Origin of the sequence: Micromonospora sp. NPDC127501 (genome assembly GCF_040302185.1) — a bacterium.
Classification (GTDB): Bacteria; Actinomycetota; Actinomycetes; order Mycobacteriales; family Micromonosporaceae; genus Micromonospora.
On sequence record NZ_JBEORJ010000010.1, the window covers coordinates 84646 to 96914 of the forward strand.

Annotated in this window: 11 protein-coding genes; 8 read left to right on the top strand and 3 right to left on the bottom strand. The window is 71.4% G+C overall.

Annotated elements, in window-relative coordinates; all coding sequences use genetic code 11:
• Position 1: 1 nt before the first annotated feature.
• From ABTW72_RS22410 to ABTW72_RS22425, 4 genes are read left to right on the top strand one after another with little or no spacing between them, the layout of a single operon-like run.
• The gene (locus ABTW72_RS22410) at positions 2-922 is read left to right on the top strand and encodes a carbohydrate ABC transporter permease (RefSeq protein WP_350861528.1); all 921 of its coding nucleotides are present in this window, start codon (positions 2-4) and stop codon (positions 920-922) included.
• Positions 919-1740, top strand: a complete 822-nt coding sequence (locus ABTW72_RS22415; protein WP_350861530.1) for a carbohydrate ABC transporter permease — start codon at positions 919-921, stop codon at positions 1738-1740. Before ABTW72_RS22410 ends, ABTW72_RS22415 begins: the two co-directional genes overlap by 4 nt.
• Complete coding sequence (locus ABTW72_RS22420; RefSeq protein ID WP_350861532.1) at positions 1737-3824, top strand: alpha-galactosidase; 2088 nt, start codon at positions 1737-1739, stop codon at positions 3822-3824. The genes ABTW72_RS22415 and ABTW72_RS22420 overlap by 4 nt, the downstream gene beginning before the upstream one ends.
• A 46-nt stretch (positions 3825-3870) precedes the next feature.
• The gene (locus tag ABTW72_RS22425) at positions 3871-6084 is read left to right on the top strand and encodes a DUF8189 domain-containing protein (protein ID WP_350861534.1); all 2214 of its coding nucleotides are present in this window, start codon (positions 3871-3873) and stop codon (positions 6082-6084) included.
• Positions 6085-6514: 430 nt separating this feature from the next.
• Here ABTW72_RS22425 and ABTW72_RS22430 read toward each other — a convergent pair whose 3' ends face one another.
• The gene (locus tag ABTW72_RS22430) at positions 6515-6994 is read right to left on the bottom strand and encodes a winged helix-turn-helix transcriptional regulator (RefSeq protein WP_350861536.1); all 480 of its coding nucleotides are present in this window, start codon (positions 6992-6994) and stop codon (positions 6515-6517) included.
• 102 nt (positions 6995-7096) lie between these two features.
• Between ABTW72_RS22430 and ABTW72_RS22435 the strand changes: the two genes are divergently transcribed.
• Positions 7097-8674, top strand: a complete 1578-nt coding sequence (locus ABTW72_RS22435; protein WP_350861538.1) for an MFS transporter — start codon at positions 7097-7099, stop codon at positions 8672-8674.
• Here ABTW72_RS22435 and ABTW72_RS22440 read toward each other — a convergent pair whose 3' ends face one another.
• Positions 8675-9541 (bottom strand): oxidoreductase, encoded by an 867-nt coding sequence (locus ABTW72_RS22440; protein WP_350861540.1) that lies wholly within the window; start codon positions 9539-9541, stop codon positions 8675-8677. It lies immediately after the preceding gene.
• 155 nt (positions 9542-9696) lie between these two features.
• Here ABTW72_RS22440 and ABTW72_RS22445 point away from each other — a divergent pair, with 155 nt between their 5' ends.
• Positions 9697-10578: a helix-turn-helix domain-containing protein gene (locus ABTW72_RS22445; protein ID WP_350861542.1), complete on the top strand. Its 882-nt coding sequence runs from the start codon at positions 9697-9699 to the stop codon at positions 10576-10578.
• Positions 10579-10583: 5 nt separating this feature from the next.
• Here the strand turns inward: ABTW72_RS22445 and ABTW72_RS22450 are convergent, their stop codons facing one another.
• Positions 10584-11075, bottom strand: a complete 492-nt coding sequence (locus tag ABTW72_RS22450; protein WP_350861544.1) for a winged helix-turn-helix transcriptional regulator — start codon at positions 11073-11075, stop codon at positions 10584-10586.
• 143 nt (positions 11076-11218) lie between these two features.
• Here ABTW72_RS22450 and ABTW72_RS22455 point away from each other — a divergent pair, with 143 nt between their 5' ends.
• Positions 11219-11551, top strand: a complete 333-nt coding sequence (locus ABTW72_RS22455; RefSeq protein WP_350861546.1) for a nuclear transport factor 2 family protein — start codon at positions 11219-11221, stop codon at positions 11549-11551.
• Positions 11552-11641: 90 nt separating this feature from the next.
• Positions 11642-12184 (top strand): TetR/AcrR family transcriptional regulator, encoded by a 543-nt coding sequence (locus ABTW72_RS22460; protein WP_350861548.1) that lies wholly within the window; start codon positions 11642-11644, stop codon positions 12182-12184.
• Positions 12185-12269: the final 85 nt, after the last annotated feature.

Genomic DNA, 12269 nt, shown 5'->3' on the forward strand with positions numbered 1-12269 from the left:
CGTGACAGCAACGATCTCCACGAGTTCGGTCACCCCCACCCGGCGGCGGCGACGGTCGGCTCGACTGTCGCCGCTGCTGGTGGCGTTCGTCCTCGTGCCGTTCGCGGTCGAGAGCGTCTGGGTCTTCTGGCCGGCGATCCAGGGCTTCTGGTTCTCCCTCACCCGCTGGGACGGGATGACACCGCCGACCTTCGTCGGCACCGACAACTACGTCGAGCTGGCCGGCGACGCCACCTTCCGGGGTGCGCTGGTCAACACGGTGATCTGGCTGGTGCTCTTCGGCGGCCTCTCCGTGCTGGGTGGCTTCGGCATGGCGCTCGTCCTGCAGAAGGAGCGGCGCTGGGTCGGCTTCTACCGGGCCGCGCTGTTCACCCCTGTGGTGTTCTCGCTGGTGGTGACCGCGTTGGTCTGGCGGGTCTTCTACCAGCCCGACGGCATCGCCGACACGCTGCTGCGGGCGATCGGCCTGGAACAGCTGATCCGGCCCTGGCTCGCCGACCCGCAGACCGCCCTGTACGCGGTGATCCTGCCCGCGCTGTGGCGGCAGATCGGGTACGTGATGGTGCTGTTCCTGGCCGGGTTGAAGGCGATCGATCCAGCGCTGCACGAGGCCGCCCGGATGGACGGCGCCAACGCCTGGCAGCGGCTACGGCACGTCACGATTCCCCAGCTCAAGGGAGTCAACGCCGTGGTGCTGTCGGTCATCGTGATCGACTCGCTGCGCTCGTTCGACATCGTCTGGTCGCTGACCAAGGGCGGGCCGTACCACTCGTCCGAGCTGCTCAGCACCTACATGTACTCGACCGCCTTCCAGAGCCTGCGGCTGGGCTACGCCTCGGCGATCGCTGTCGTGATCTTCGTGCTCGCGCTGGCCGTCATCCTCGGCTACCTGGTCCGCGCGTTCCGGGAGGAAGCATCATGAACAAGCTCCGTACCGGGGCCTTCCACACCGGCATGATCCTGCTCTCGCTGCTCTGGCTGGGCCCGGTGCTCTGGGTGGTGGTGATGTCCACCCGGTCGTTCGACGACATCGCCGCGCACGGCGTGGGCAGCCTGCCCCGGTCGTTCACGGTGGACACCTACCGGCAGGCGTGGACCGACGGCGGCGAGCTGCGGGCGCTGATCAACAGCATGCTGGTCACCGTCCCGTCGGTGGCGCTGAGCCTGGGGTTGGCCGCGATGGCCGCGTTCGCGCTGAGTCGCTTCCGGATTCCCGGGCGGCGCACGATCCTGCTGCTGATGCTCGCCGGCAACCTGCTCCCACCGCAGATCCTGCTCATCCCGGTGGCCAAGTTCAGCGAGCTGACCGGTCTGTACGACACGCTCTGGGCGTTGATCGCGGTGCAGGTCGGCTTCGGGCTCGGCTTCTACACGTTCGTCCTGCACGGCTTCATGCGGGACCTGCCCGGCGAGATCCAGGAGGCGGCCACCATCGACGGTGCCGGCACGGCGCAGATCTTCACCCGGGTGATGCTGCCGCTGACCCGACCCGCGCTGGCCGCGCTCGGGGCGCTCTCCTTCACCTGGATCTTCAACGACCTGCTCTGGGCGATCACCGTGCTGCGTACCGATGACAACATGCCGGTCACCCCGGCGCTGCTCGCCCTCCAGGGTCAGTTCGTCTCGTCCTGGAACGTCATCGCCGCCGGTACCGTCATCGCGGCCGTGCCCACCGTCGCGGTGTTCCTCCGCTTCCAGCGGCACTTCGTCTCCGGCCTGGCGCTCGGAGCGGTCAAGTGACCGCCGAGGCCGGGCAGCGCTGGACGCTGCGGGGCGCGCACACCGAGTACACAGTGACGGTGCCCGCGCACGGTCGTTGGCTGGAACTTGTCGCGTGGGGGCCGCACGGCGTCTCCGACGGGCCCTCGCCGGTCGCCTACGACGGTCCGGTCCCGTTCCTCACCGCCGGCGACGCGGCCCCCATCGAGTACGCCACCGACGCCGACCGCCCGTTCACCGGCGCCGACCTGGTGATCGAGATTGCGAACGGGCAGCGCCGGGTGGGCTTCGCGTACACCGCCGCGCGCATCGACGCCGACCAGCGGGAGCTGGCCGTCGACTTCGCCGATCCGGTCACCGGGCTGCGCGCCACGGTGCACTACCGGGTGCCCGCCGGCACCGACGTGGTGCAGCGGTGGGTCGAACTGGCCAACGACGGCGCCGACGCGCTGCGGGTCGTCCGGGCCGGATCGGGCGGGTTCTGCGTACCGACCCCGCACGGCGCGCTGCTCAGCCACCAGTGGGGGCAGTGGGCGCAGGAGTTCCAGCTCTCCCACGTCGAGCTGGGCCACGGCACGTTCAGCATCGGCAGTTCTCAGGGCGTACCCGGGCATCTGCACGTGCCCTGGCTGGCCGTGCGCGACACCGCCGAGCCGGCCGGTCCGGCCTGGGGGATGGCGCTGGCGTGGACCGGCTCGTGGGAGATCAGTGCCGAGCGGGACACCGGCGGCCTGACCAGGGTGCGGGTCGGCCGCCAGCTGGTCGACGGCCCGCTGGAGTTGGCCGCGGGCGAGCGGATGACCCTGCCGGTGGCCACCGGGGCGTACAGCCCGGACGGCCTGGACGGGCTGGCCCGGGTCTGGCACACCCACCAGCGGTTGCTGGCCGCCGACCGGCTCAGCCCTCGCCCGGTGCTCTACAACTCCTGGGAGGCGACCTACTTCGCCGTCGAGGCGCAGAGTCAGCTCGCGCTCGCCCGGATCGCCGCCGAGCTGGGCGTGGAGACGTTCGTCGTGGACGACGGCTGGTTCGTCGGCCGCGACGACGACACCGCCGGGCTGGGCGACTGGACGCCCGACCCGGCGAAGTTCCCGGCCGGGTTCGACAGGTTCATCGCCGACGTCCGCGCGCTCGGGCTGAACTTCGGGCTCTGGGTCGAGCCGGAGTGCGTCAACCCGAAGTCCTCCCTGTACGCCCAGCACCCGGACTGGGTCTACTCCGTCGACGGCCGACCACTCACCCCGGTCCGCAACCAGTACCTGCTCGACCTGGGCCGGCCGGAGGTCGCCGAGTTCGTCCACTCCACGGTCGACGGACTGCTGCGCCGCTACGACATCGACTACCTGAAGTGGGACTTCAACCGGCCGCGTACCGAGCCGGGTCGGTCCGGTGGGGTGGGCCCGCTCGACCTGGACGGCGCGCACGTCGCCAACCTGCACCGGATCTACGAGCAGTTGCGCCGGGACCATCCCGGCGTGCTGATCGAGGCGTGCGCCGGTGGGGGCGCGCGGACCGACCTGGCGATGGCCGCCCGGGCCGATGTCTTCTGGCCCAGCGACAACACCGGCCCGCTGGACCGGCTGGCCATCCAGTACGGCTTCCTGCACGCCAACGCCCCACACCTGCTCAGCTCCTGGGTCACCGACGCGCCCGGCCTGTTCGACAGTCGCCACCGATCGCTGGCGTTCCGGTTCGTCCTGGCGATGGCCGGTGTGCTCGGCATCGGCGCGGACATCCGGGCCTGGACTCCCGCCGAGCGGGCCGAGGCGGCCGGCTGGATCGCCCGCTACAAGGAGATCCGGGACGTCGTCACGCACGGCGAGGTGCACCTGATCGGTGGCCCCGACCAGGCCCGCTGTGCGGTGCAGTACACCGCGCCCGACGAGAACCAGGTGGTCGTGCTGGCCTGGCACACCGGCCGGCTCGACGGCGCCGGGCTGCTTCCGTCCCGCCCGGTCCGGTTGCCCCTGCGCGGCCTCGACCCGGCGGCCCGTTACTCGCACGGCGATCGGCACTACTCCGGCAGCCACCTCGCCACTGTCGGCCTGCCCGTGCAGTGGAGCGCTACCCACGACGCCGACCTCATCGTGCTGACCCGCGACTGAGATCGGAGCACCACCGCCCCCACCCCCGAGGGACAGGAGTACCTCCATGCGCCTGAACCGACCGCTGACCGCCGCCCTGGCCGTGCTCGGCCTGGGCCTGGCCAGCCCGATGCCGGCGATGGCCGGCCCACCCCACGCCGACCCACCACAGGCCGGCCACGGGCCCGGCCGTCCCGGTCACGCCCCGGCGGCCGCCGGCGCCGAGGACCAGGGCGCGCCGACCTTCTTCAACAGCGGCCTCGCCCCGACGCCCTACCAGGGCTGGAACACCTACTTCGGTCTCGGTGGCGACCCCACCGAGGCCGAAGTACGGTCGGTCACCGACTACATGGTCCACAGTGGCCTGCGGGACGCTGGCTACACCTACGTGTGGATCGACGGCAACTGGGCCGCACCCACCCCGCGCAACGAGGCCGGTCAGCTCGTCGCCGACCCGGCGCGCTTCCCCGGCGGAATGGCCGCGCTGGCCGCGTACATCCACAGCAAGGGGATGAAGGCCGGCATCTACACCGACGCCGGCCCGTACCTGCCGGGGCAGTGTGGGCTCGGCAGCAACGGCCACTACCGGGCGGACATCGCCCAGTTCGCCGGCTGGGGCTTCGACGCGCTGAAGGCCGACTGGCTGTGCGGCCGGGCCGCCGGCCTCGACCCGGAGACCACCTTCCGGGAACTGGCCGAGGCGGTACGCCAGTCGCCCCGACCGATGCTGCTCAACATCTGCAACCCGGTCAGCTCCGACTGGGGCGGCGGCCCCTACACCCCGGAGCAGCTCTCCACCTGGAGCTACACGTACGCGCCCACCATCGCCGACTCCTGGCGGACCTACACGGACGTGGGGCTCACCGACCCGACCCCGCAGTGGGCGTACCAGTGGGTGCTGCGCAACATGGACGTGAACGCGTACCACCCGGCGGCCACCGGCCCGGGGCACTACAACGACCCGGACTACCTGCTGCCGATGCGTCCGCTGCCCGACGGCGGGTACGAGTTGAGCCTGGACGAGTCCAAGACGCAGCTCGGCATGTGGGCCATCATGGCCGCGCCGCTGGTGATCGGTTCCGACCCGCGTGGCCTGCCGAAGGAGATGATCTCGGCGCTGACCAACCCGGAGATCATCGCGGTGGACCAGGACCCGCTGGTCCGGCAGGGCGTCAAGGTCGCCGACACCGGCACCGACGCGCAGGTATGGAGCAAGGTGCTCGCCGGCTCCGGAAAGCGGGCGGTCGCGCTGCTCAACCGGCACGACACCGCCCAGCAGATCACCGTGAACTTCGCCGACGTCGCCCTCGGCGGCTCGGTTCGGGTCCGTGACCTGTGGTCCCGCTCCACCGTGGACGCCCAGCCGGGCAGCCCGGGCGTGCAGCCGTTCGCCGGTTCCTACACCGTCGAGGTGCCGGCGCACGGGGTGGCCATGCTCGGCCTGACCGGCACCGACCAGGTCGCCGGCGCCGACCTCGGTGGCACCGCCAGCGCCAGCCCGGCGCTGGTCCGGGTGGACGACACCCACGCCACCGCCTTCGTCCGCGACGCACAGGGCGCCCTGGCGGTCAACACCCGCACCGGTACGACGTGGGGCACGCACTGGACCTCGCTCGGGGGCCCGGTCGGCGGCCGGATCCTCGGCCAGCCGTCGGCGTACGGCTCCGCCGACGGGCGGCTCGACGTCTTCGTCCGCGGCACCGACAACGCGGCCTGGCAGCGCAGTTACGTGGCCGGCAGCTGGGGACCGTGGCGCAGCCTCGGTGGCACGCTGACCGACGCGCCGACTGTGGCCTGGACCAACCCGACGCAGTGGACCCTCGTCGCCCGCGGTGCCGACGGCAAGCTCTGGTCGCGTACGCCGAACGCCGGCTGGACCGGCGTCGGGGCTCCCGAGAACCGGCCGTTCTACGGTCGGCCGAGCGCGGTCGTCGACGATGCCGGCGTGCTGCACGTGGCGGTCCGCAGCCGCACCGACGAGGTGTGGTGGAGCAGCCGGACCGGCACCACCTGGTCGGCGTGGACCAACCTGGGCGGTACCACCAGCGGCAGCCCGACCCTGCTCGCCACCTCCGGCCGGGTCTACCTGTTCGCGCTGGCCGCCGACAACCGGCTCTGGCAGCGCAACCTGGCCGACGGCGCCTGGGGCGGCTGGTTCCGCCGCGGTGAGTTCGCCACCGGCGCGTTCCCGGGTGCGCCCGGGGCCGCCGCCGGTGCCAACGGCAGCGCCTGGCTGGCGGTACGCGGCGTCGACGACCGGGTGCACCAGGTCACCCTCTGATCCACGGTGGCGGGCCGTCGACCTGACGGCCCGCCACCCGCACCATCCGGCGGCCGGATCGTCCTCGCGCTGGCCACGTGTCGAGGGCGGTGGCGAGGTCGATCAGGCGGCGCGCGGCCGGGATGGTGAGTCGCAGGCGTTCGCGCAGCCAGACCGCTGTGCAGGAGGGCCCCTGCGCGCTGGGCGTGCCGCGGCCGTCGAGCTCACGGATCAGAGCGAGTTTGACGGCGGCGAGCCGTTGCTCCAAGGGGTGCGCGGCATCGAGCGCGGCGATCAGCTCGTGCTCCGGCAGGGCCCAGGCAGCGGCGTCGACGCAAGTGCGTGGTGAAGGGCGCGGCGGGTGGGGCGAAGGTGTGCGGCGAGGAGGAGCTGTCGGACCGGAGGTTGCCGCGCGACCCAAGCAGTGGCGGTTCGGCCGTGGCCAGAGGTCTCAGTTGCGCCGGACGAGGCCCGGGCCGGCGATGATGTCGATGTCACCGTCCGCGATCTCGTGGCCGGCGACGCAGCGGAGCACCGCGCGGATCGGCTCGCCGCAGTCGTGGTGGGTGGCGACGACGGACGGGCCTGTGTCGGTGGCGGCCCAGGTGTCGCCCCAGTTGCGCAGTGCGGTGATGACGGGCAGGAGTTCGCGGCCCTTGCGGGTGAGTTGGTACTCGTGGCGGGTGCGCTGCCCAGGCTCCCGGTAGGGGATTCGTTCGAGCAGTTCGGCGGCGACCATCTCCTTGAGGCGGGCGGCCATGGCGGGCTCGCCGACGCCGACCCGGCGGACGAAGTCGTCGAAGCGGCGCGTGCCGAGCAGGGCCTCGCGCAGGATCAGGACCGTTGACCTGCTGCCCACGATGTCCATCGCCCGGGCCACGGAGCAGTTTTCGCTCGTCCAGGAATCGCGATCGTCTCGTAGGTCTTCCATGCCCCCAGCGTACCTGACTTGCATGGAGGCTAGCCAGGTGCTTCACTGGGTCGAGCTGACTTCAGCGTACGCAAGTCAGAACCTCAGCCTGAAGGATCTTCAGTGACCACTAGCGCCACGGCCCCGACCCCACCCGGAGCCGCCCCATCAGGGCCGGCGGCATTCGGGCCGGCCGCCCCCGCCCGCTCATCCCTGCGCGGCTCCCGCCCGGTGACCCTGATCGCCATGTGTCTGGGCGCGATGATCACGTTCCTGCAGATCACCGCGACGGTCTCCGCGTTGACCACGATCCAGCAGGACCTGCGGGTCGACCCCACCACCCTGGTCTGGATCCCCAGCGCCTACACCCTGATGGTGGCGAGCGTCGTGCTGTCCGCAGCCACCCTGGGCAGCCGCTACGGGCGTAGGCGCATGTTCGGTGCCGGGGTCGTCGCGATGATCGTCGGCGCGGCCGTCGTGGCTGAGGCCCCGACCGTCGGATGGGTGATCGTCGGGCAGTTGGTCGCCGGCCTCGGCGGGGCCCTGATCCTGCCGAACAGCCTGGCGATCCTCGGCGCGACCTTCACCGACCCGCACCGACGGACCGAGGTCATCACCGCGTGGTCGGCGGCGTCCGGCATCGGCCTCGCGATCGGCCCGCTCATCGCCGGCTTCCTGCTGCGGCACTACCAGTGGCACAGCGTCTACCTGTCGACGATCGCGCTGGGTCTGGTCACCCTCGTCGTCGCCGTCGTCGGGGTGGCCGAGTCCCGGCCGAGCGCCGCCCGACTGGACGTGCCCGGCCTGCTGCTGGGCACCGTCGCCATCGCGGCCGCCGTCTACGCGCTGATCCAGGGCGGCAAGACCGGCTACACCAGCCCGGTGGTGTCGACGGCCTGGGTCGTCGCGGTCGTCGCCCTTGTCGCGTTCGTCCTGGTCGAGCTGCGGGCCAGCGCGCCGATGCTCGACGTGCGGCTGTTCCGGTCCGCGTCGTTCAGCGCCGTCATGGTCGTCGGCGCGGTGTCGCTCTTCGGTTTCACCGGCGTGGCGATCCTGCTGGTCCTCTTCCACGAACGTGCCCAGGCGCTCAGCCCGCTGGACACCGGCTGGCGGATGCTGGTGCTCTTCGGCGCGTACGTGCTGGTCGCCTTCGGTGCCGGGCGCGCGATTCGTCGTACCGGATTCAAGGCGCCGTTGACCCTCGGCCTGGTCCTCGGTGCGGTGGCCAGCTTCGCGCTGGCGAACCAGGGGCCGACCACGTCGTTCGGTGACCGCTGGGCGCTGTTCGCGTTGTTCGGTGCGGCCGGCGGTCTGGTGGTGGCCCCGGCGACGGCGGCGGCGTTGGCCAGCGTCGCGCCCGCCCAGGCCGGTATGGCCTCCGGCGCGGTCAACGCCGCCCGCCAGGTCGGCTCGGTGCTCGGCTCGTCTCTGCTCGGCACGCTCCTCACCACCACGATGGTGGCCGACCTGCCGGACCGGCTCGCCGCGCACCAGATCGGCGAACCCACCCGTACCGCTGTGCAGGCGGCGGTGGCCTCCGGCGCCAACGGCGGCCAACCGCTGCCCGACCCGGTCCGGGCGGCGATCGCGGAGGCACTGACCTCCGGGGTCCAGGCCGGGTTGCGGGTCAACGGCGTCGTCTTCCTCGTCACCGCCGTGCTGGCGCTCACCCTGATCCGCAACCGGCCGCACCAGCACTAGCTAGGAAGCCAGCGCGTCCAGCTCCTCGATGGCGTCGGCCGGCAGTTTCAGGTCGGCTGCCGCCATGTTCTCCCGCAGGTGCGCCACGCTGGAGGTGCCGGGGATCAGCACGGTGGTGGGGGAGCGCTGGAGCAGCCAGGCGAGGGCGACCTGCTGCGGTGAGGAGCCCAGTCGGGCGGCCACGCCGTCGAGCGTGTCGGACTGCAACGGCGTGAACCCGCCGAGCGGGAAGAACGCCGCGAACGCGATGTTCTCCGCCGCGCACCGGTCGACCAGGGCGTCGTCCTGCCGGTTGGCGACGTTGTAGAGGTTCTGCACGGTGACCACCGGCGCGATGGCCTGGGCCTCGGTGAGCTGGTCGAGCGTGACGTTGCTGAGCCCGAGGTGCCGGATCAGGCCCTCCTGCCGCAGCTCCGCCAGGGCGGCGAACTGCGCACCGAGCGGCGCGTCGCCGGTGCCCTCCGCCACGCCCACCCGCAGGTTGACCACGTCGAGGACGTCCAGGCCGAGATGCTGGAGGTTCTCCCGTACCTGGGCCTTGAGGTCGTCCGGCTCCAGAGCCGGGATCCAGGAGCGGTCGGCGCCGCGGCGGGCGCCGACCTTGGTGACCAGGTGCAAACCCTGAGGGTACGGGTGGAGCGCCTCGCGGATCAGCTCGTTGACCACGACGGGCCCGTAGAAGTCGCTGGTGTCGATGTGCCGGACGCCCAGGTCGACGGCCTCGCGGAGCACGGCGAGCGCCTGCTCGCGGTCGCGGGGCGGGCCGAAGACACCCGGGCCGGCCAACTGCATCGCCCCGTAGCCCATCCGGCTCAGGGTGAGGCCGTCAGCGGGGGTGAGGGCACCGCCGGGAAGGTTCTCGCTCATCTCATCCTCTGTCCGTTGTCGTCGTGACATCTGTGGCCGTGACGAACCGGCCCTTGGACGACTGTCCGCCGACATCCACCCGGGCGGCAGGGCGAGCTGTTCCTGGTAGTGACACAGCCAGTCACCGGGCCGCCCGGCGATCTACCGTCGGTGGTATGGACGCAACGAACCCGCTAGGCGAATTCCTGCGCGCCCGCCGGGAGCAGACCCGGCCCGAGGACGTCGGGCTCGGCCCGGGCGTTGGCCTGCGCCGGGTGCCGGGGCTGCGGCGTGAGGAGGTGGCGATGCTGGCCGGCATCAGCGCCGACTACTACCTCCGCTTGGAGCAGGGTCGCGAGCGGCACCCTTCGGTGCAGGTCCTCGATGCCCTCGCCGGGGTGCTGCGGCTGGATCCGGAGGCGACCGCGTACATGATCGGGTTGAGCCGTGCGCGGTCGCGCCGGGCGTCCCGACCGGCCGCCGCGCGGGTTCCGGCCAGCATCCTGCACCTGTTGCGGCAGCTCTCCATGCCGGCCTTCGTGCAGAATCGCTACCTCGACATCCTGGCCTCGAACCCGATGGCGAGGGCGCTGTCGCCGAATCTCGCCCCGGGCGCCAACCGACTCCTCGCGGTGTTCCTGGACGAGGCCGAGCGGGAGCTGTTCCGCGACTGGCGGCAGGCGATGCAGAGCGTCGTGGGGCAGATGCGTGCCGACTCGGGCGGCGCCACCGACGACCCACGGTTGACGGCACTGGTGGGCGAGTTGTCACTCAAGAGCGAATGCTTTCGGCAACTCTGGGCGCGCCACGAGGTGCGTCGACGGGAGGGCATTGTCAGCCGGTTGCACCACCCCGAGGTGGGCGACCTCGACCTGTACTGCGACAAGCTCGCGGTCGCGGGCGCCGACGGGCAGCTGCTGGTGATCTACCACGCCGAGCCCGGTACGGAGTCCGCCCGCTCGTTGGCGCTGCTCGGCTCGATTGCCGCCAGCAGCGCCGACGACGTGCCGGACAGCCTCCGACCCGGCGACCCGGCCCGCCTCTATCCGCTGGAGTGACCCGGTCAGGGCCGCTGCGGGGCCGCCTGGGTGGGGATGTGCTCGTAACGCTTGCGCATGGTCTCGCTGGCGGCCGGGCCGGCGGCGAACACGAAGTCGGCGTCGTCGAGCGGGCGACCGGTGCTGCGGTCCACGATCACCGGGTCGGCCTCCAGCCCGGTGGTCCGGTCGACGAGGATCATGCTGCGCTCGCTCGGATCGAGGCGTGAGTTACCCCAGGCGGCAAGGGCGACGACGACGGGCCGCAGGCTGCGCCCGAGGTCGGTGAGGACGTACTCGTAGCGGTCGGGCCTGGTCTGGTAACGGCGACGTTCGAGCAACCCCTGACCGGTGAGGGTCTTGAGCCGGCTGGTCAGGATGCTGGACGAGACGCCCAGGTTGGCCTGGAACTGGTCGAACCGGGTGTACCCGTCGAAGGCGTCGTGCAGGATCAACAGCGTCCACCACTCGCCCACGTGGCCCAGCGCGCTGGACAGCGGGCATTCGCGGTCCTCCAAGCGAATCTTCCCGGCCACAACTGTGCCCTCTCCCGAGTAGGTGCTAGTGTCGAAGTTAATTGGTGCTATTTCAGAAGTAACTATACGACGTCCTGGTGACGTGCGCCCATGCTGCCAAGTGACGTCCGGAGAGGGCTCCAGTCATGACCGTCACCCAGGCCGCACCGGCCATCATCCGCCGCTACTTCGAACTGGCCGGGCGGCCTGACTCCGAGGACTACTTCGCCCTCTTCGCGGAGGACGCCGTGGTCGAGGACGAGTCGACCGAGTACCGGGGCATCGAGGCCATCCGCGCGTGGCGTCGCGCCGTGCCGCTGGTGTCGTACGAGATCACCGACGTCGAGGACACTCCCGCCGGCACCGTCGTCACCGCGACGATCACCGGCGACTTTCCCGGCAGCCCGTTCGCCGGCCTCCGTTACCGCTTCAGCGACTACGACGACACCGCGATCCGACAGCTGCGCATCGCCCCCTGACGACCGCGTCGCACCGTGACGGCCGAGCGGTGGACGGTATGACGAACCCCCGGGTTGACGGCACTTGTTTGTGAGTGCACACTTACAAACATGCGATCCACCGCCGAAGCCCGCCGGGTCACCGTCCTGAACGCCGCGGTGTCGGTGTTCGCGCGCGCCGGCTTCCATGCCACACCGGTCACCGCCGTGGCCGCCGCCGCCGGCATCTCCGAGGCGTACGTCTTCCGGCTCTTCTCCGGGAAGCTCGGCTTGTTCGTGGCGGCGGCCGGGGCGTGTTTCGACCGGATCGCCGACGCGATCGAGGCGGGCGCGGAGCGCGCCGGGGGTGACAGCCCGGAGGAGATCCTCGACGCCATGGGCGATGCCTACGCGGAGCTGATCGCCGACCGCGACCTGCTGCTCTTCCAGGTGCAGGCGCAGGCCGTCACGGACATCCCGGAGGTCGCCGAGGCGGTGCGGGCCGGCTACCGGCGGGTCGCGACCTTCGTGCAGAGCCGGGCCCAGGCCAGCGACGCCCAGGTGCAGCAGTTCTTCGCGTACGGCCAGTTGTGCCACCTGATCGTGACCGCTGGCCTGGAGCAGGTCCCGGAACCCTGGGCTCGCGCCCTGACCGCCGGCATCCGCCACCCCTGACCGACCCCGATGCTGGGCCGCCTCGGCGGCCCATTCTTTCAGGCCAACAAGTGTGTGAGTGCACACTTACAAACAAGGGAGAACC

Bases quoted from the DNA above. Each gene is read 5' to 3' on its own strand.
- ABTW72_RS22415 (WP_350861530.1), top strand. From the start codon at position 919: ATGAACAAGCTCCGTACCGGGGCCTTCCACACCGGCATGATCCTGCTC.
- ABTW72_RS22425 (WP_350861534.1), top strand. From the start codon at position 3,871: ATGCGCCTGAACCGACCGCTGACCGCCGCCCTGGCCGTGCTCGGCCTG.
- ABTW72_RS22430 (WP_350861536.1), bottom strand. From the start codon at position 6,994: ATGGAAGACCTACGAGACGATCGCGATTCCTGGACGAGCGAAAACTGC.
- ABTW72_RS22440 (WP_350861540.1), bottom strand. From the start codon at position 9,541: ATGAGCGAGAACCTTCCCGGCGGTGCCCTCACCCCCGCTGACGGCCTC.
- ABTW72_RS22445 (WP_350861542.1), top strand. From the start codon at position 9,697: ATGGACGCAACGAACCCGCTAGGCGAATTCCTGCGCGCCCGCCGGGAG.
- ABTW72_RS22455 (WP_350861546.1), top strand. From the start codon at position 11,219: ATGACCGTCACCCAGGCCGCACCGGCCATCATCCGCCGCTACTTCGAA.
- ABTW72_RS22460 (WP_350861548.1), top strand. From the start codon at position 11,642: ATGCGATCCACCGCCGAAGCCCGCCGGGTCACCGTCCTGAACGCCGCG.